Annotated in this window: 17 protein-coding genes; 8 read left to right on the forward strand and 9 right to left on the reverse strand. The window is 61.0% G+C overall.

The window, feature by feature from the left end:
• Complete coding sequence (locus AAGW23_RS15585; protein WP_342407281.1) at positions 1–2,403, forward strand: membrane-bound PQQ-dependent dehydrogenase, glucose/quinate/shikimate family; 2,403 nt, start codon at positions 1–3, stop codon at positions 2,401–2,403.
• Between the two features lie 160 nt (positions 2,404–2,563).
• Here the strand turns inward: AAGW23_RS15585 and AAGW23_RS15590 are convergent, their stop codons facing one another.
• Together AAGW23_RS15590 and AAGW23_RS15595 are read right to left on the reverse strand one after the other, a co-directional pair.
• On the reverse strand, positions 2,564–2,872 hold the full coding sequence (locus AAGW23_RS15590) for a hypothetical protein (RefSeq protein ID WP_342407282.1): 309 nt from the start codon (positions 2,870–2,872) through the stop codon (positions 2,564–2,566).
• Positions 2,873–2,941: 69 nt separating this feature from the next.
• Entirely contained in the window at positions 2,942–4,525 is a 1,584-nt protein-coding gene (locus AAGW23_RS15595; RefSeq protein ID WP_342407283.1) for a peptide chain release factor 3, read from the reverse strand.
• A gap of 438 nt (positions 4,526–4,963) precedes the next feature.
• On the opposite strand from AAGW23_RS15595, the gene AAGW23_RS15600 reads away from it, so the two are divergent.
• Complete coding sequence (locus AAGW23_RS15600) at positions 4,964–6,127, forward strand: type III PLP-dependent enzyme (protein WP_342407284.1); 1,164 nt, start codon at positions 4,964–4,966, stop codon at positions 6,125–6,127.
• Between the two features lie 156 nt (positions 6,128–6,283).
• Here the strand turns inward: AAGW23_RS15600 and AAGW23_RS15605 are convergent, their stop codons facing one another.
• A complete protein-coding gene (locus AAGW23_RS15605) occupies positions 6,284–6,979 on the reverse strand; it encodes an SIMPL domain-containing protein (protein WP_342407285.1) in 696 nt (231 codons plus the stop codon).
• Positions 6,980–7,128: 149 nt separating this feature from the next.
• On the opposite strand from AAGW23_RS15605, the gene AAGW23_RS15610 reads away from it, so the two are divergent.
• From AAGW23_RS15610 to AAGW23_RS15620, 3 genes are all read left to right on the forward strand, one after another.
• Positions 7,129–8,385, forward strand: coding sequence for an ATP-binding protein (locus tag AAGW23_RS15610; RefSeq protein ID WP_342407286.1), 1,257 nt, complete (start codon positions 7,129–7,131; stop codon positions 8,383–8,385).
• A gap of 32 nt (positions 8,386–8,417) precedes the next feature.
• Positions 8,418–8,978, forward strand: coding sequence for a response regulator transcription factor (locus AAGW23_RS15615; protein ID WP_102836901.1), 561 nt, complete (start codon positions 8,418–8,420; stop codon positions 8,976–8,978).
• A 130-nt stretch (positions 8,979–9,108) separates the two neighbouring features.
• On the forward strand, positions 9,109–10,050 hold the full coding sequence (locus tag AAGW23_RS15620) for an AEC family transporter (protein WP_342407287.1): 942 nt from the start codon (positions 9,109–9,111) through the stop codon (positions 10,048–10,050).
• A 17-nt stretch (positions 10,051–10,067) separates the two neighbouring features.
• Here AAGW23_RS15620 and AAGW23_RS15625 read toward each other — a convergent pair whose 3' ends face one another.
• From AAGW23_RS15625 to gatC, 6 genes are all read right to left on the reverse strand, one after another.
• Entirely contained in the window at positions 10,068–11,159 is a 1,092-nt protein-coding gene (locus tag AAGW23_RS15625) for a calcium/sodium antiporter (protein WP_342407288.1), read from the reverse strand.
• A gap of 37 nt (positions 11,160–11,196) precedes the next feature.
• A complete protein-coding gene (locus AAGW23_RS15630; RefSeq protein WP_342407289.1) occupies positions 11,197–12,279 on the reverse strand; it encodes a calcium/sodium antiporter in 1,083 nt (360 codons plus the stop codon).
• Positions 12,280–12,307: 28 nt separating this feature from the next.
• On the reverse strand, positions 12,308–12,688 hold the full coding sequence (locus AAGW23_RS15635) for a septal ring lytic transglycosylase RlpA family protein (protein WP_342407290.1): 381 nt from the start codon (positions 12,686–12,688) through the stop codon (positions 12,308–12,310).
• Between the two features lie 153 nt (positions 12,689–12,841).
• Positions 12,842–14,287 (reverse strand): Asp-tRNA(Asn)/Glu-tRNA(Gln) amidotransferase subunit GatB, encoded by a 1,446-nt coding sequence (gatB, locus tag AAGW23_RS15640; protein ID WP_342407291.1) that lies wholly within the window; start codon positions 14,285–14,287, stop codon positions 12,842–12,844.
• Between the two features lie 11 nt (positions 14,288–14,298).
• Positions 14,299–15,750, reverse strand: a complete 1,452-nt coding sequence (gene gatA / locus AAGW23_RS15645; RefSeq protein ID WP_342407292.1) for an Asp-tRNA(Asn)/Glu-tRNA(Gln) amidotransferase subunit GatA — start codon at positions 15,748–15,750, stop codon at positions 14,299–14,301.
• Between the two features lie 14 nt (positions 15,751–15,764).
• Positions 15,765–16,052 carry an Asp-tRNA(Asn)/Glu-tRNA(Gln) amidotransferase subunit GatC gene (gene gatC, locus AAGW23_RS15650; protein WP_148925119.1) on the reverse strand — a complete coding sequence of 96 codons (288 nt, stop codon included), beginning with the start codon at positions 16,050–16,052 and terminating at the stop codon, positions 15,765–15,767.
• A 300-nt stretch (positions 16,053–16,352) separates the two neighbouring features.
• Here gatC and mreB point away from each other — a divergent pair, with 300 nt between their 5' ends.
• From mreB to mreD, 3 genes are all read left to right on the forward strand, one after another.
• Positions 16,353–17,390, forward strand: coding sequence for a rod shape-determining protein MreB (gene mreB, locus AAGW23_RS15655; protein WP_045424672.1), 1,038 nt, complete (start codon positions 16,353–16,355; stop codon positions 17,388–17,390).
• A 124-nt stretch (positions 17,391–17,514) separates the two neighbouring features.
• Entirely contained in the window at positions 17,515–18,486 is a 972-nt protein-coding gene (mreC, locus tag AAGW23_RS15660) for a rod shape-determining protein MreC (RefSeq protein WP_425540835.1), read from the forward strand.
• A complete protein-coding gene (gene mreD / locus AAGW23_RS15665; RefSeq protein WP_342407293.1) occupies positions 18,483–18,971 on the forward strand; it encodes a rod shape-determining protein MreD in 489 nt (162 codons plus the stop codon). Before mreC ends, mreD begins: the two co-directional genes overlap by 4 nt.
• The last annotated feature ends 27 nt before the right edge of the window (positions 18,972–18,998 follow it).

The following is an 18,998-nucleotide window of genomic DNA, read 5'->3' on the forward strand; positions in this document are numbered from 1 at the left end:
ATGAGCAACGATTACGGGCCGCGGCCCTTGCGGATCACCCTGACGGCTGTCGTCGTTCTGGTGCTGGGTGTGCTGATGACAGCTGGGGGCGGTTACCTGGCCGTGCTCGGTGGCTCCTGGTACTACGTGCTGGCCGGCATCGGTTTGCTGGTGGTGGCCGTCCTGCTGTTCGCGCGGCGCCGCGCGGCTATCTGGTTGTACGCGTTGCTGCTGTTGGCGACCCTGGCGTGGACGCTTTACGAGGTGCGTTTCGACTGGTGGCAACTGGCGCCCCGGATCGATCTCTGGTGCATCCTCGGGCTCTGGCTGATCCTGCCCTTCGTCAATCGCTACGTCAGCGACAGGCTGGTCTGGCGAGATGGTGCGAGCGGGTTGCTCGGGCTCGGCTTGCTGGTCGGTGCGCTGATGGCGGGCTACTCGCTGACGCAGGATTACCACTCGATCACGGGCGAATTCAGCGATGCGCAGATGCAGGGGCTGGACGCGCAAGGCCAGGCCGGTCGCTCGAAGAGCGAGTGGCCTTCGTACGGCGGATCGGAACAGGGCGACCGCTATTCCACTGCTAGCGTGATCACGCCGGACAACGTCGGCAACCTGGTTAAAGCCTGGGAGTACCACACCGGCGACCTGCCGGGGCCGAACGATCCGGGTGAATTCACCTATGAGGTGACACCGCTCAAAGTGGGCAACAACCTGTTCATCTGCACGCCGCATAGCATCGCTATCGCCATTGATGCCGATTCCGGTGAGGAGCGCTGGCGCTATGACCCCAGCATCAACCGTGATGCCGGGTACTACCAGCACATGACCTGTCGTGGTCTGGCCTACCACGATGGCGACCGCTACCGCTCTTCGGCCTCTGCTGAGGCGCCGGCAAATCAATCGGAGACCCGTTGTGCGCGTCGGCTGTTCCTGCCCACCAACGACGCCACGCTGGTCGCCCTCGACGTCGAGGATGGCAAACCCTGTGAGGATTTCGGCAATGGCGGTGTGGTCGACCTGAAGCTGCGGCTGGGCGAAGGGGCGCTGGGGGTTTATCTACCGACGTCGCCGCCGGTGGTCACGGAAAAGCTGGTCATCATTGGCGGTGCCGTCACCGATAACGGCGCTGTGGATTCTCCCGGCGGCGTGGTTCGTGCCTACGACGTGAAGACTGGGCGCCTGGTCTGGAATTTCGATCCGGGCAATCCAGACGCCACCGAGCCGTTGCCGCCAGGTGAAACCTATACGCGCAGCACGCCCAACTGGTGGACGACTGCCGTGGCCGACGAGTCGCTTGGCCTGGTCTATATCCCGACCGGCAACCAGACGCCGGACCAATGGGCACTCGAGCGCTCCGCTCAGGCCGAGCGCTTCACCGACACCTTGGTCGCGCTGGACTTGGCAACCGGTCAGGTTCGCTGGGAGTTTCAGACCGTTCACCATGATCTCTGGGACCGGGATCTGCCCTCCCAGCCGACGCTGGTCGATATCGACCGGCCGGACGGCAAGGTGCCTGCCATCATCCAGCCGACCAAGCGCGGTGACCTGTATGTGCTCGACCGCCGTACCGGTGAGCCCATCGTACCGGTCACAGAGGTGCCTGTACCGCAAGGCACCGATTATGGCGATTTCACCGCGCCCACTCAGCCGGTCTCGGCGCTGACCTATGCGCCGCAGGAGCCGCTGTACGAGAAGGACATGTGGGGCGGGACGCCGCTGGATCAGATGATGTGCCGCATCCAGTTCCGCGAGCTGCGCTATGAGGGCGACTTCACGCCGCCCTCTCAGAAGGGCTCGCTGATCTATCCAGGCAACGTCGGAACCTTCAACTGGCCATCTGTAGCGGTCGATCCAAGCCGGCAATTGCTCTTCGGTGCGCCCAATTACCTGGCGTTCGTCTCGAAGATGTACAAGCGTAGCGAGGTCGATCCCCAGGCGCGTACCGGCGGCGGTGAAACCGGTCTGCAACCCAACCTTGGCGCGCCCTATATGGTCAGCCTGAAGCCTTTGCTGTCCGTACTAGGGCTGCCCTGCCAGAGCCCACCGTGGGGCTATGTGACGGCTGTGGATCTGCGCACCATGAAAAAGGTATGGATGCACAAGAACGGCACCAGCCGCGATAGCGCGCCGCTTGGCCTTCCGTTTCCTGTGGGCACGCCCGCGCTCGGAGGGCCCATCGTGACGGCAGGTGGCGTGGCTTTTATGAGCGGTACGCTGGACTACTACCTTCGCGCCTATGACCTGCAGAACGGCAGAGAGCTCTGGAAAGCGCGCCTGCCAGCCGGCGGCCAGGCCACGCCGATGACCTATGTGTCCGAGCAGACCGGTAAGCAGTACGTGGTGCAAGTGGCCGGCGGGCATGGTTCGTTCGGCACGAAGATCGGCGATTCGGTGGTGGCGTTTACATTGGAGGATGACTAGCACGCCCCCTGTCGCTTCTGGTGCGACTTGTCGCCAGGCAGGCGCCCGCAGCCGGAGAGCTGCGCGAGCCTGCCTGGCGAACACGGATTTCTCGGGTGGAGTTCGCCGTTCTGCATTTCACCATCCGCGTGAAATAACGTGCTGGCTCAGGCCACACAGTTCAGCAGGGGCGGCCCTGATAGGAGCGGCTGCCGCTGGGCTCTACGCATTGCGGCTCCGAGTGTTCCTCCAGGCGGGGAGATTTCCCTCGAAGACTGGACGTTAGGCTATCCAGAAACCTCGTCGCTTGGGTTTGATCATCGAAACGGCGTGCGCCGTTCAATGAACCGGTGTAGCTGCCGTTGCTTGCGGCGTAGCACGCCTGATTGTTCGAGCAGGTCAATGCAACGACGTAATAGGGGCTGTTGATCAGTACGCCTGCCTGAGCGGCAGAGGCCAGCAACGCTGAAAGAAATAGAACGTGGCGCATGTCGTGTCTCCTGGGTCGATAGCAGAACATAGCCTATCGACCCAGTGCTGGCTGCGGAGCATCTCTCGCTTAGTGATGCTCGCGCGTCGCTCTGAATTTTACATCCGGCCAGCGCTCTTCCATCAGGCTCAGGTTAACCCGCGTCGGTGCCAGGTACGTCAGGTGTCCGCCACCATCGACCGCCAGGTTTTCGTAGGCCTTGTCGCTGAATTCCTTGAGTTTTTTTTCGTTGTCGCAATCAATCCAGCGTGCGGACCAGACGTTGATCGCCTCGTAAGCGCACTCGACTTTGTATTCCTCTTTCAGGCGGCTGGCGACGACATCGAACTGCAGCACGCCGACCGCGCCGAGAATGATGTCGTTGTTGCGCTCGGGGAAGAAGACCTGGGTAGCGCCTTCCTCGGCCAGCTCCTGCAGCCCCTGGCGCAGTTGCTTGGATTTCAGCGGGTCCTTCAGGCGTACGCGGCGAAACAGTTCCGGGGCGAAGTGCGGAATGCCGGTAAAGCCCAGGTTTTCGCCTTCGGTGAACGTGTCGCCGATCTGGATGGTGCCGTGGTTGTGCAGGCCGATGATGTCGCCCGCCCAGGCTTCTTCCAGCTGCTCACGCTCGCTGGAGAAGAAGGTCAGGGCGTCGGCGATGCGGATGTCCTTGCCGATGCGCGCGTGGCGCAGCTTCATGCCCTTTTCGTACTTGCCCGAGCAGATGCGCATGAAGGCGATGCGGTCGCGGTGCTTGGGGTCCATGTTCGCCTGAATCTTGAAGACGAAGCCGGTGAACTTCTCCTCGACCGGCTCGACGAGGCGCTCGTTGGCTTCACGCGGCAGCGGGCGCGGCGCCCAGTCGACCACGGCGTCGAGCACATGGTCGACACCGAAATTGCCCAGCGCCGTGCCGAAGAACACTGGAGTCAGTTGACCCTTGATGAACTCGTCCTGATCGAACTCATGGCAGGCACCCTGGACCAGCTCCAGCTGTTCGACGAACCGGTCGTACTCGTCGCCGATGTGCTGGCGCGCTTCGTCTGAATCCAGGTTCTGGATGATCTTGACGTCGGTGCGCTCGTGTCCGTGCCCCGGCGTGTAGACGATGATGTAGTCGTCCTTGAGGTGGTACACCCCTTTGAAGTCGCGGTAGCAGCCGATGGGCCAGGTGATTGGCGCGGCCTTGATCTTGAGGACCGCTTCGATTTCGTCGAGCAGCTCGATGGGGTCGCGGATGTCGCGGTCGAGCTTGTTAATAAAGCTGACGATGGGCGTGTCGCGCAGGCGGCAGACGTCCATCAGGGCGATGGTGCGTGGCTCGACGCCCTTGCCGCCGTCGAGCACCATCAGCGCTGAGTCCACCGCGGTCAGGGTGCGGTAGGTGTCTTCCGAGAAGTCTTCGTGGCCGGGGGTGTCGAGCAGGTTGATCATGTGCTCGCGGTAGGGGAACTGCATCACCGAGGTGGTAATGGAAATGCCGCGCTGCTTTTCCATTTCCATCCAGTCGGAAGTCGCGTGACGGTCGGATTTACGCGACTTCACAGTACCGGCCACGGCAATCGCCTTGCCCATCAGCAGCAGTTTTTCGGTGATGGTGGTCTTGCCCGCGTCGGGGTGGGAAATGATGGCGAAGGTGCGGCGCTTCGCGACTTCGGCGGCCTGAGAGGTCATGGCGGTCCCGGTATAGAAAGCGTGTCGGAAAAAGCCGGCGATTATAGCGCAAAGGGCGCCGGAGGATTGCCGTAGCTGAAGCCCGCTCAGCCGCAGCGGGGCGAGACGGATGGAACATCCCCGCAGCGTATCTGTCGGTTTGAATACGGTAGGTTCGCCTGGAGCGATAAAAAAGGGAGTGAGTGCGGATTTTTCATTGATCTGAAACAGCTGTGGTTCTAAAGTTCGCGCCCGAACGTCCATGCTGGCAACGATCCATCCGGCTCAAGTACTGACGACGAGAGATCAGGATTTACCAGGTCGCCGCCCTGTTGCGACGATTTGGCCATGATACTCGGCGACATGCCTTGGGAAGTAGGCGAACCAAAGTGGGGAAACTGATCAGGCGTTCTTGCTCACCCCTAATCCGACTTTACGTTTCCCGATTTGGAGCCTTGCATGTCGATCAAGATCGAAGACTACTATTCCCGATCCACCTTCCAGAAGATGAAGTCCTTCGCTGACCAGCACGAGACGCCGTTCGTGGTCATTGATACCGAAACCATCGACAAGGCGTACGACGATCTACGCGCCGGTTTCGAGTTCGCCAAGGTCTACTACGCGGTGAAGGCCAACCCAGCAGTCGAAATCATCGACTTGTTGCGTGACAAGGGCTCGAGCTTCGATATCGCCTCGATCTACGAGCTGGACAAGGTCATGTCCCGCGGTGTCGGGCCGGAGCGCATCAGCTACGGCAACACCATCAAGAAAGCCAAGGACATCCGCTACTTCTACGACAGGGGCGTGCGCATGTTCGCCACCGACTCGGAAGCCGATCTGCGCAACATCGCCAAGGCCGCACCGGGTTCGAAAGTATACGTCCGCATCCTCACCGAGGGCTCGACCACGGCCGATTGGCCCTTGTCGCGCAAGTTCGGCTGCCAGACCGACATGGCGATGGATCTGTTGATCCTCGCGCGTCAGCTGAAGCTGGAACCCTACGGCATTTCCTTCCACGTCGGTTCGCAGCAGCGCGACATTTCCGTATGGGATGCCGCGATTGCCAAGGTCAAGGTGATCTTCGAGCGCCTGAAGGAAGAAGACGGCATCGAGCTGAAGATGATCAACATGGGTGGCGGCTTCCCGGCCAACTACATCACCCGTACCAACAGCCTGGAAACTTACGCCGAGGAAATCATCCGCTTCCTCAAGGAAGATTTCGGCGACGAACTGCCGGAGATCATCCTCGAACCGGGCCGCTCGTTGATCGCCAATGCCGGCATCCTGGTCAGCGAAGTGGTCCTGGTGGCGCGCAAGTCGCGTACTGCAGTGGAGCGTTGGGTCTACACCGACGTCGGCATGTTCTCCGGCCTGATCGAAACAATGGGCGAAGCCATCAAGTTTCCGATCTGGACCGAGAAGAAAGGCGAGATGGAGGAGGTTGTGATCGCCGGTCCGACCTGCGACAGCGCCGACATCATGTATGAGAACTACAAATATGGTTTGCCATTGAACCTGGCCATCGGTGATCGCATGTACTGGATCTCCACCGGTGCCTACACCACCAGCTACAGCGCGGTGGAATTCAACGGCTTCCCGCCGCTGAAGGCGTATTACATCTAAGCGCCTTCACCCTGCAAGACGCCGCGATGTTCGCGGCGTTTTTGTTTCCGCCATTCTGCAGCGCTAGCGTTCTGTCAGCATCGGCTGATCGATGCTTACAGTGGAGCGTGCTTGTGCGCTAGAGACGCGGCCCGCCACGGGCCGCGTGGCAAGGCTTCAGGGCATCTGAACTTCGATCACACCATCGGCGGTCATGGTGATTTGCCGAGTGCCAGCCTCGACATCCGGCGTGGGCATGGCGTCCATGCTTTTCATTGACATGCTGCGCATAATTTCGGGGCGGTAATTGCCGCCGCTGTTCAGGTTGAGGCTGACGATCTTGTAGTCGGTCCCGCCCAGCGCTTCGGTGGCCAGCTGTGCGCGGGCGCGGAAGGCGGTTACAGCGTCCTTGAGCAGGGCGTCTTCGTTCTGTTGGCGGATCGAGTCGGACACGCTGAAAGACATGCTCCCCATCTGCAGGTCTTTCATCAGCTCTCCGGTGAGCTTCGAGAGCGCGGCAAAGTCTCCGCTTTCCAGGCGCAATTCGGCGCGCTCACGCCAGGCGGTGATCTGCTGGCCTTTTTCTTCGTAGACCGGGTTACTGCTGCGGCTACCCAGGCTGACCTCGACGTTTTTTACCTGTCGGGCGCGCTGCAGCGCCTTGTTCAATGCACCAGTGGTCTGCGCTGCCAGCTGAGCTGGGTCTTCGTGCTGCGACGCGGTGAACAGCGTTACATGCATGCGGTCCTGGGCGACCTCGCTGCTGGCCTCGGCGCGCAGCGAGATCTGATTGTAGTGTTGCTCATCGGCTACAGCGGGAAGGCAGGCAATGCAGGCCAGCAGCGCAATACTGCGCGGAATGGAAACGAACATGGAAGCTCCTGAATTCGAGGCACCAGCGGTGCGACGCAAAGACTTTAGCCCTTTGCTCGCGAGTGCGCAGTTTTTCCGTGCGGCGTGTTGCCACAGACAGGCTGAGTTTCGGGCCGTTTGGTTATACTCGGCGCTTCTTTGGAGACCCCATGCACGCATCCGTTCACCTGCTGTCTGCCAGCCGCCAGAACCTCCGTCTGCTCACCCTGATCCGCGTCCTCGTGCTGGCTGCCCAGGCAGGCGCGGTAGGGCTTGCCTACGCCACCCAGCTGTTCGGTCTGCCGTGGTTTCATCTGGGCGTCACGCTTGGTGTATCGGCGCTGATCTGTCTGGGTACGGCGTTGCGACTTCGCGGGCCTTGGCCGGTCACAGAGCTTGAATATGCCGGGCATCTGGCGACCGATCTGTTGATCCACAGCGCCCTGTTGTATTACTCGGGCGGCTCGACCAATCCATTCGTTTCCTACTATCTGGTGCCGCTTACCATTGCGGCGGCAACGCTTCCGTGGCTGTATTCGGTGGCATTGTCCGGACTCGCGCTAGCTGGATACACCTTGATGCTGGTGTGGTACGACCCTGTCATTGTGCCGCCGGTCGATCGCACCACGCTGCTGGTCTATGGCATGTGGTTGAGTTTTGCGCTGGCGGCGGCGTTGATCACTTTTTTCGTCGCGCGCATGGCCGAACAACTGCGGCGTCAGGAGCAGCTCCAGGCTCAGCGTCGAGAGGAAAGCATGCGCGACCAGCAGCTGTTGGCCGTGGCGACCCAAGCTGCCGGTGCCGCTCATGAACTGGGCACGCCACTGGCGACCATGAGTGTGCTGCTCAAAGAGTTGCGTCAGGATTACAAGGAGCCTGCGCAGCTCAGCGAGGACCTCGCGTTGCTGCAATCGCAGGTTCAGTTGTGCAAGGACAGTCTGCGCCAGTTGGTACGGGCGGCCGAAGCTGATCGTCGTCAAGCCATCGTCGAGCAGACCGTACGTGAATGGGTCGAGTCGGTGTTGCAGCGCTGGCACCTGATGCACCCTGAAGCCACCTATCGTTTCCAGTGTCTGGGTAAGGGCACCCCGCCGCGGCTGATGCCGCCGGCGGATCTGGGGCAGTCGCTGCTCAATCTGTTGAACAACGCCACCGATGCCAGCCCGGACAATCTGGACATTCGGCTGGACTGGGACGCACAGTGGATCAAATTGACCATCCGCGACCACGGCGCTGGCGTACCGCTCGCCATTGCCGAGCAGATCGGCAGACCGTTTATCACCACCAAGGGCAAGGGGTTTGGTCTTGGCCTGTTCCTGAGTCAGGCAAGCGTTACGCGCGCGGGTGGCACCGTGAAGCTTTACAATCACGAAGAGGGTGGCACCCTTACCGAGCTGCGTCTGCCGCACGGCTCGGTAAGGGCCTGACCAGACGCGATCATTACGCGAGGAATGCAAACATGACCGAAGAGTTGCAGCACGAAGGCGAAGAACAGCCTCATCTGCTGCTGGTAGACGACGATCCGACCTTTACTCGCGTCATGGCACGCGCCATGAGTCGCCGCGGTCTGCACGTCAGTATCGCCGGGTCGGCAGAAGAGGGCCTGGAAATGGCCAAGCAGGACCTGCCTGACTACGCCGTGCTGGATCTTAAGATGGAAGGCGACTCTGGGTTGGTGCTGCTGCCCAAGCTGCTCGAGCTGGACCCGGAGATGAAGGTTCTGATCCTGACCGGGTATTCGAGCATCGCCACGGCTGTGGAGGCGATCAAGCGTGGGGCCTGCAACTATCTGTGCAAGCCCGCCGACGCTGACGATGTGCTCGCTGCGTTGCTGTCCAAACATGCCGATCTGGATACGCTAGTGCCGGAAAACCCGATGTCGGTTGACCGATTGCAGTGGGAACACATTCAGCGTGTGCTTGCTGAGCATGACGGCAACATATCCGCGACCGCACGTGCGTTGGGCATGCACCGGCGGACGCTGCAGCGCAAACTGCAGAAGCGCCCCGTGCGGCGCTGACCGCACCCAGCGCCAATGGCTCCGGCTGTTGGCGCAGTGTTCTTTCAATGCCGGATCGATAGCCTGCCAAGGCTCGATCCGGCATCTTCGTTACCGTATCGTCCTCTGACTCTTCTTTTCGAGCCTCGCCATGTTGCCCGTGGTTCTGCAGACCCTGAGCGTTACCGCTCCGGTATTCGTGATGCTGTTTATCGGTGTCGCCTTGATGCGTCTGCGCTTGATCGACGCCACGTTCATCCATACCGCATCGACGCTGGTGTTCAAGGCCACGATGCCGACCCTGCTGTTCCTGTCGGTCATCAAAGCGGACTTGAACGCTGCGCTGCAGCCGACGCTGCTCATTTACTACGTAGCCGCCACTGTGGGTGGGTTTCTACTGGCGTGGGTCTGGGCGATCTGGCGCTGTCCGGTTGCCGATCGCGGCGTCTACGTTCAGGGCGCGTTTCGCGGCAATAACGGTGTAGTGGGGCTGGCCTTGGCGACCAGCCTCTACGGCGACTATGGGCTGTCGCTCGGCGGTGTGCTGGCTGGCCTGGTGATCCTCTTGTACAACAGCCTGTCCGCCGTGGTGCTGGCCATCTATAGCCCTGACGGGGAGGCCGATGCGGGGGCAATCATTCGCAGCATCTTGCGTAACCCCTTGATCATCGGCGTGACGGCGGCGATACCTTTCGCCTACTTTCAAATCGCATTGCCCGACTGGCTGATGACGTCTGGGCAATATTTCGCTCAGCTGACCCTGCCGCTGGCTCTGATTTGCATCGGCGGTACGCTGTCGATTTCCGTGCTGCGCGAGAGTAGCAGCATTGCGATGAGCTCAAGCCTGATGAAGATGATCTGGTTCCCCGCGTTGGCAACGCTGGGTGCCTGGCTATATGGCTTTCGAGGCGCCGAGCTGGGCATTCTGTTCCTCTACTTCGGCTGCCCGACGGCATCGTCCAGCTTCGTCATGGCGCGTGCGGTCAATTCCAATCACCAGCTGGCCGCTACCATCATCGTTATCACCACGCTTGGCGCGGCGCTGACTATCAATGCCGGGTTGTTTCTGCTGGGATGGGCCGGCTGGATCTGACCAGCCGACCCCCTGCGTCAGGGGCGCTGGGTCTTCCAGGCGCGACCGGAGATAACCAGCAGGGTGACCATGGTCAGAGGTACTACGTAGCCGATCATCGCGTCGCCGAAGACCTCAGCCAAAGGCCGCCCGGTGCTGACCAGGACCAAGTAGACGGTGTAGGCGACGTAGTACGCGACGAAAAGCAGACCCTCCCAGCGATTGATGGCGTAACCGGTAAAGAAGATCGGCAGGCAGGCCAGGGCGACGGCGATCATGACCGGGAAGTCGAAAGCCAGTGCATTGGCGGCCACGCCGATCGCATCGGGGGATACCAGCGATGCCAGGCCCAGGACGCAGAGCAGGTTGAAGATATTGCTGCCGACGATGTTGCCAACGGCGATATCACGCTCGCCGCGTATGGCTGCGAGGATTGAAGTGGCCAGTTCCGGCAGCGAGGTGCCGATAGCGATTACGGTCAGCCCGATGACCAGTTCTGACAGCCCCAGTGCGCGAGCCAGGGACACGGCGCCTTCCACCAGGAAATTCGAGCCGGTTACCAGCAGAACCAGACCGGCAACGACCAGGCCGGCGTTGATCAAAGAAGCGTAAGGCTTGGGTGTTTCGTCGAGGCCGAACTCCTTGGCGAACTCGTCGTCGGCTGTGGCCGCTGCAGTGGCGCGGCGGCTGCTGATGATCAGAAACGCCGTGTAGGCGATCACCGCCGAAAACAGCAGTGCGCCGTCAAGGCGGCTAAGCGAGCCATCCCAGGCCAAGGCATAGGTGACCAGACTGGCCCCGATCATGATCGGCACATCGAGTCGAATCAGCTGGCGGGAGACGATCAGTGGTGCGACCAGCGACGTCACGCCGAGAATCAACAGAACGTTGGCGATGTTGCTGCCGAGTACGTTACCGATGGCGATGTCACCGCTGCCGTTAAGGGCGGCCTGCACGCTGACCGCGGTTTCCGGTGCGCTGGTGCCGAAAGCCACCACGGTGAGGCCGATGATCAGCGGCGGGATACCGAACTGAGCGGCCAGTTTTGCGGCGCCACGGACCAGTACCTCAGCTCCAGCCACGAGCAGTACGAGACCGGCTATCAAGTAAACAAACGTCATCGCAGACACGATGGGTAACTCCAAATGGGACAGGAAACGAAGGGGCTTAGCGCTGGTGTTTCCAAGCGCGCAGAAAGATCACCAAAAGCGTGATGGCGGTCAATGGCAATACGTACCAAGTCATTGCATGGCGCAGCAGGTTGATTGCCGGTAGGCCAGTGGAAAACATGATCAGGTAGAGCGTATAGGCGACGTAGTAGCCAAAGAACATCGTGCCTTCCCAGCGGTTGATCCGGTAACCGGAGAAAAAGATCGGCAGGCAGGCGGCGAACACGGCAAGCATCACGGGCAGATCGAACGCCAGCGCGTTGGGCGAAATGGACAGACCTTCTGGCGAAATCGCAGCACCGGCACCTAGCACCAGCAATAGGTTGAAGATGCAACTGCCTACAATATTGCCCACGGCGATATCGCGTTCGCCGCGATAGACCGCAAGCAGGGAGGTCGCGAGTTCGGGCATGGATGTCCCCACAGCGATTACGGTCAGGCCGATGACCAGCTCCGACAATCCCAGCGTCCGAGCCAGGGCCACCGCACCCTCGATGAGCAGGTTTGAGCCCAGAATCAGCAAACCCAGACCGACCAGCACCAGGGTCAGTTGAAGAACCCAGCCGAGCGGCGCGGCGTTACGGTCTGGGCCGTATTCGTCCCGAAATTCGTCAACCTGAACACGTGCTTCGCGCTTGCTGGCGATCACCAGAAAGCCCGTATAGAGCAGCAGCAATGCGAGCAGGATCAACCCGTCAAGCTGGCTGATGCGGCCATTCCACGCCAGCGCGAAGGTCAGCAGGCCTGCGCCGATCATCACGGGCACGTCGAGGCGCACCAATTGGCGAGAGACCACCAATGGCGCCACCAGCGCCGATAGACCGAGGATAAGCAGGATGTTGGCTATGTTGCTGCCGATCACATTGCCAACGGCGATATCCCCGCTACCGTTCAGCGAGGCTTGGATGCTCACCGCCGTTTCCGGTGCGCTGGTACCGAACGCGACGACGGTCAAGCCAATGATCAGTGGCGAAATGCCGAAGCGTGCAGCCAGTTTGGAGGCGCCTCGTACCAGCGCTTCGGCGCCAGCAACCAGCAGCACCAGGCCGCCGATCAGGTAGGCCAGGGTCATCAAGCTCATCAGCGTTCCTTAGAAAGCAGTTCGGCAATCAGTCCAGTGTTTCGATCCGTACTGGCGCAATGCCGTCTTCGAGCAGATCGATTCGATTCGCCGCCACTCGTGAGAGATCTATGATCCGGCCCGGCTTGAAAGGCCCCCGATCATTGATGCGTACGGTGACTTGCTTGCCGTTCTCCAGGTTAGTGACTTCCACTCGTGTGTCGAAGGGAAGCGTTTTATGCGCGGCTACCAGTTCGTTCTGGTTGAACGTTTCGCCGCTTGCAGTTTCCTTGCCTTGAAAACTGCGAGCGTAGTACGAAGCCTTGCCTTTCTGGACAACGGTGCTTTCGGTGGCGTCCGCCTCTGGCGACTCGGTGCAACCAGCGGCGAGGGCGAGCAGGATCGGGACGGTCAGCATTCGGGTTTGCATAAGCAATCCTTCCTGAACGGATCAGGCTGCGGTTACGGGTTCAATCTCGTCAGTGTTGGATCGTCAACGGGCGCGGCCGTTCACTCGCTCATCGAGTTGCGGCGGGCGAGGTTGGCCTCAGTACAGGAACGGGCCCTGTCGGGCCCGTATCGGTCAGCCTTCCAGCTTGCTCTTGAGCAGCTGGTTGACTTGAGCGGGGTTGGCCTTTCCTTTCGAGGCCTTCATGGCTTGTCCGACGAAGAAACCGAACATCTTGCCGCGCTTGGCTTCGTCGCTGGCGCGGTACTGTTCGACCTGCTCAGCATTGGCAGCCAGGACTTCTTCCAGCATCTTTTCGATCGCACCAGTGTCGGTAACCTGCTTGAGGCCCTGCTTCTCGATGATCTCGTCAGCCGAGCCTTCGCCGGCCGCCATCGCTTCGAAGACCATCTTGGCGATCTTGCCGCTGATGGTGTTGTCCTTGATGCGTTGAATCATGCCACCCAGTTGCTCGGCTGAAACCGGCGACTGCTCAATGCCCAGATTGTCCTTGTTGAGCAGGCTGGACAGCTCGCCCATCACCCAGTTGGCGGCCAGCTTGGCGTCGCCGCAGACACGCTGCACCGCTTCGAAGTAATCGGCCATCTCTCGGCTGGCGGCCAGTACGTCGGCGTCGTAGGCGGACAGGCCGAACTCGCGCTCGAAGCGCTCACGCTTCTCGACGGGTAGCTCAGGCAGGCTGGCGCGCACCTCGTCGAGAAAGCTCTGTTCGATTACCACTGGCAGCAGGTCGGGGCAGGGGAAGTAGCGGTAGTCGTTGGCTTCTTCCTTGCTGCGCATGGAGCGCGTCTCGTCCTTGTTCGGGTCGTACAGGCGGGTTTCCTGCACCACCTTGCCGCCGTCCTCGATCAGCTCGATCTGGCGCTGGACCTCATGGTTGATCGCCTTCTCAATGAAACGGAAGGAGTTGACGTTCTTGATCTCGGCGCGGGTGCCGAACTCAGCCTGGCCTTTAGGGCGTACCGACACGTTGCAGTCGCAGCGCAGCGAACCTTCGGCCATGTTGCCGTCGCAGATGCCGAGATAGCGCACCAGGGCGTGGATTGCCTTGACGTAGGCCACGGCTTCCTTGGCCGAGCGGATGTCCGGCTCGGAAACGATTTCCAGCAGCGGCGTGCCGGCACGGTTGAGATCGATACCGCTCATGCCTTGGAAGTCTTCGTGCAGGCTTTTGCCGGCGTCCTCTTCCAGATGCGCGCGGGTGATGCCGATGCGACGGGTGGTGCCGTCTTCCAGGGTGATGTCCAGGTGGCCCTTGCCGACGATCGGGTGATCCATCTGGCTAGTCTGGTAGCCCTTGGGCAGGTCGGGGTAGAAGTAGTTCTTGCGGGCGAAGACGTTCTTCTCGGCGATCTCGGCGTCAATGGCCAAACCGAACTTGCAGGCCATGCGCACAGCTTCGGCGTTGAGCACCGGCAGGGTGCCGGGCATGCCGAGGTCGACCAGGCTGGCCTGGGTGTTGGGCTCAGCACCAAAGGTGGTGGCGCTGCCGGAAAAAATCTTCGACTGAGTGGAGAGCTGAGCGTGGATTTCCAGCCCGATGACGGTTTCCCATTGCATATTTTTCGTCCTCAGAATCCGCTCGGTGCTTGTTTGTGCCACTCGGTGACCTGCTGGTACTGATGAGCGACGTTGAGCAGGCGACCTTCCTGGAAGTACGGGGCCAGCAGTTGCACACCTACAGGTAGGCCGTCGATGAAGCCGGCGGGCATCGAAAGGCCTGGAATGCCGGCCAGGTTGGCAGTGATCGTGTAGATGTCTTCGAGATAGGCAGAGACCGGGTCGTTGTTCTTCTCGCCAAGTTTCCAGGCCAGGTTCGGCGTGGTTGGGCCGAGGATCACGTCGACGTCTTCGAAGGCGGTGACGAAGTCGTTCTTGATCAGCCGGCGGATCTTTTGCGCTTTCAGGTAATAGGCGTCGTAGTAGCCAGCGGACAGCGCATAAGTGCCGACCATGATCCGGCGGCGAACTTCGTCGCCGAAGCCTTCGGCACGGGAACGCTTGTAGAGGTCAGTCAGGTCTGCGGGGTTCTCGCAGCGGTAGCCGAAGCGCACACCGTCGAAGCGTGACAGGTTGGAGCTGGCCTCGGCTGGTGCGATCACGTAGTAAGAAGGGATCGCATGCTGCATGTTCGGCAGGCTGATCTCCTTCACCGTGGCACCGAGTTTCTTCAGCTCCTCAACCGCCGCCATTACCGAGTCGGCGATCTTGCGATCGAGACCCTCGCCGAAATACTCCGTCGGCAGGCCGACGCGCAGGCCGGTCAACGGCTTGGTCAGTGCGCCGAGATAGTCGTCTAGCGGCTGGTCGACGCTGGTCGAATCCTTTGGGTCGAAACCGGCCACGGCGCCCAACATCAAGGCGCAGTCCTCTGCCGTGCGGGCAATCGGGCCGCCCTGGTCGAGGCTGGAGGCGTAGGCGATCATGCCCCAACGCGAAACGCGGCCGTAGGTAGGCTTGAGGCCAGTCAGGTTGGTCAGTGCGGCTGGCTGGCGAATCGAGCCGCCAGTGTCGCTGCCGGTAGCGGCAGGCAACAGGCGCGCCGCGACGGCTGCTGCGGAACCGCCGGATGAGCCGCCTGGTACGCGGCTCATGTCCCACGGGTTCTTCACTGCGCCGTAGTAGCTCGACTCGTTGGCCGAGCCCATGGCGAATTCGTCCATGTTCAGCTTGCCCAACGAGACCGCGCCTGCGGCTGAAAGCCGCTTAACGACGGTGGCGTCGTAGGGTGCTTGGAAATTGTCGAGAATCTTCGAGCCGCAGCTGGTGCGAATGCCCTGCGTGCAGAACAAGTCCTTGTGACCGATAGGCGCACCTAGCAACGCACCATTTTCACCCTTGGCGCGGCGTGCGTCGGCGGCCTTGGCCTGGGCGATGGCCTGCTCTTCGGTGACGGTGATAAAGCTGTTGAGCTGTGGGTCGAGCTGCTGGATGCGGGTCAGCAGCGAGCGGGTCAGCTCTTCGGCCGAAAACTGTTTAGCAGCCAGTGCGCGAGCGATCTCTGCAAGGGTCAATTGATGCATGTCGGCGTCCTTCATTACTCGATCACCTTTGGAACCAGGTACAGGCCATCTTCCACGGCCGGGGCAATGGCCTGGTAGGCATCGCGCTGGTTGGTTTCGGTGACCGTGTCGGCGCGCAGGCGTTGGCTGGTCTCCAGCGGGTGGGCCAGAGGCTCGATGCCAGTGGTGTCCACGGCCTGCATGCGATCGATCAGGCCGAGGATGTTGTTCAAGGTCTCGGTGGTGCGGGGCAGGTCGTCTTCATTCAGACCCAGGCGGGCCAGATGAGCGATCTTTTCCACCTCGGAGCGTTCAAGCGCCATTGGAATTCTCCAGCGGGAAGCGAGTCGGGTGCCTTTCGTCGGCAAAGCGCGGCGAGTGGCGGCGGGTTCGAGTCGCAGCGGTGGGCATTCGAGCCCGGAAAAGCCGTCAATCTTACATGCCTGAGGGGCTTCTCGGTAGCGCAGCTGCGGCTTGCGGGGTTTTTCAGAGATGGCTGTATTTCGCGCAGTGGCTCACGTATGCCCCGATAACCGCGGACTCTCGCCTTGCCCTAACTTCGCACCATTGTTAGAGTTTGCGGCACTTTTTTCCCCACGCGTTTGCCCCAGGGCCCTTTTCCCATGTTCAAGAAACTGCGTGGCATGTTTTCCAGCGATTTGTCGATCGACCTGGGCACTGCCAATACCCTTATTTATGTGCGCGATCGCGGCATCGTCCTGAACGAGCCTTCGGTCGTTGCCATCCGTACTCATGGTAACCAGAAAAGTGTTGTCGCCGTGGGTACCGACGCCAAACGCATGCTTGGCCGCACCCCGGGTAACATCAACGCCATCCGCCCGATGAAAGATGGCGTCATCGCCGACTTCAGCGTCTGCGAAAAGATGCTTCAGTACTTCATCAACAAGGTTCACGAAAACAGCTTCCTGCAGCCCAGTCCCCGCGTGTTGATCTGCGTTCCCTGCAAATCCACTCAGGTTGAGCGTCGTGCGATTCGCGAATCCGCTTTGGGCGCGGGCGCGCGTGAGGTGTTCCTGATTGAAGAGCCCATGGCCGCCGCCATCGGTGCCGGTCTGCCAGTAGACGAAGCACGTGGCTCCATGGTTGTGGATATCGGTGGGGGTACTACTGAAATTGCCCTGATTTCGCTGAATGGCGTGGTCTACGCCGAATCCGTTCGCGTCGGTGGTGACCGTTTCGACGAATCCATCGTGACCTACGTGCGCCGTAACTACGGCAGCCTGATCGGCGAGTCCACCGCCGAGCGCATCAAGCAGGAAATCGGTACCGCTTTCCCCAGCAGCGACATCCGTGAAGTCGACGTCCGTGGCCGCAACTTGGCCGAAGGCGTGCCGCGTAGCTTCACCCTCAATTCCAATGAGGTCCTCGAAGCGCTGCAGGAGTCCCTGGCCACCATCGTCCAGGCAGTCAAGAGTGCGCTGGAGCAATCACCACCAGAGCTCGCTTCCGATATCGCCGAGCGTGGTCTGGTCCTGACTGGCGGCGGCGCGCTGCTGCGTGATCTGGACAAACTGCTGGCGCAGGAAACCGGTTTGCCGGTTATCGTCGCTGAAGAGCCGCTGACCTGCGTAGCGCGTGGAGGCGGCCGCGCACTGGAAATGATGGACCGTCACGCCATGGACCTGCTGTCCACCGAGTGACTCAGAAGCGCTAAGCTCCAAGCGACAAGCCGACAGCAGGATTCTGCTCTCGGCTTGTCGCGTTTAGTTTGAAGCCTGCAGCTGCGAGGATCCCTCCATCAAACCACTATTCGCAAAAGGACCGCTGCTCGGTGTGCGCCTGCTAGTGCTCGCTGTGCTTTGTGTCGCGCTGATGGTGGTGGATGCGCGCTTCGACACGCTGAAGCCCCTGCGCAGCCAGATGGGGTTGGTTCTCACGCCTTTCTACTGGCTGGCCGACCTGCCGGTGCGCACCTGGCAGCGCGCTACCGAGCAGATTAGTAGCAGCACCAGCCTGGTGGCCGAAAACGAAAAGCTCAAGGCTGAAGCATTGCTCATGCAGCGGCGTTTGCAAAAGCTCGCGATGCTGACGGAGCAGAACGTGCGCCTGCGCGAGCTGCTCAATTCTGCCGCGCTGGTTGATGACAAAGTGATTGTCAGTGAGCTGATCGGGCTAGATCCGAATCCCTTCACCCACCGCATTCTGATCGACAAGGGCGAGCGCGACGGTGTTTTTCTCGGCCAGCCTGTGCTCGATGCCAGCGGGCTGATGGGGCAGGTTGTCGAGGTCATGCCCTATGCCGCACGTGTGCTGCTGTTGACGGACGTGACCCATAGCATTCCCGTGCAGGTCAATCGAAACGGATTGCGCGCCATCGCGGTCGGGACGGGTAGCCCCGACTATCTGGAGCTGCGCCACGTCGCCGAAACGGCAGACATCAAGGAAGGCGACCTGTTAGTCAGCTCCGGTTTGGGGCAGCGCTTTCCCAGCGGTTATCCGGTAGCCCAGGTCACTGAGGTGGTTCGCGGCTCCGGTCAACCCTTCCTGATCGTTCGTGCCATTCCCACCGCGATGCTCAACCGCAGCCGCTACCTGCTGCTGGTGTTCAGTGACTCGAGAACACCTGAAGAGCGGGCCACTGCTGCTGCCCAGGCCCAGGAGTCCGCCGACCGCCAGGCAGAAGCGGGAGCAGCGGCCGGAAGTCCCGCATCGGAACGGCCGGCTTCCGTAGAGCCCGCTGCGCCAACATCGACCGATGCGCCAGCTCCAGCGCCGGAATCGGAGGAGCGACCATGATCCACGGTCGTTCCAACAATGGTTGGGTTATTTGGCTGTCACTGTTGTTGGCGCTGCTGCTCAGCGTAGCCCCCATGCCCCAGAGTTTCGGTCTGGCGCGTCCGCTTTGGCTTGGGGTGTTCATCGCCTACTGGGCAATCGCCCTGCCTCATCGCGGCGGCATGGCGGCGGCTTTTTTCTTCGGGCTGATGCTGGACGTGCTGTCCGGGACCCTGCTTGGGCAAAACGGCTTGCCGCTGCTGCTGATTATCTTTCTGGTACTGAGCCTGCAGCAGCGCCTACGCATGTTCCCATTGCTGCAGCAAAGTTTGGTGCTCCTGGTGATTCTCGGCATCGGGCAATTGGTGCAGTTGTGGCTCAATACCCTGACCGGAAATCGTCCACCGACACTGTTGTTCCTCGTCCCCGTGCCCGTGAGTGCACTCTTCTGGCCTTGGGTTTTCGTCGGGTTGGAATGGGCGCGGCGGCGCTTCAACGTGTACTGATCTTCCTGCCACGCTGGACGGCTTTCG

Origin of the sequence: Stutzerimonas chloritidismutans (assembly GCF_038562055.1) — a bacterium.
In the GTDB taxonomy this organism is placed as follows: domain Bacteria; phylum Pseudomonadota; class Gammaproteobacteria; order Pseudomonadales; family Pseudomonadaceae; genus Stutzerimonas; species Stutzerimonas chloritidismutans_A.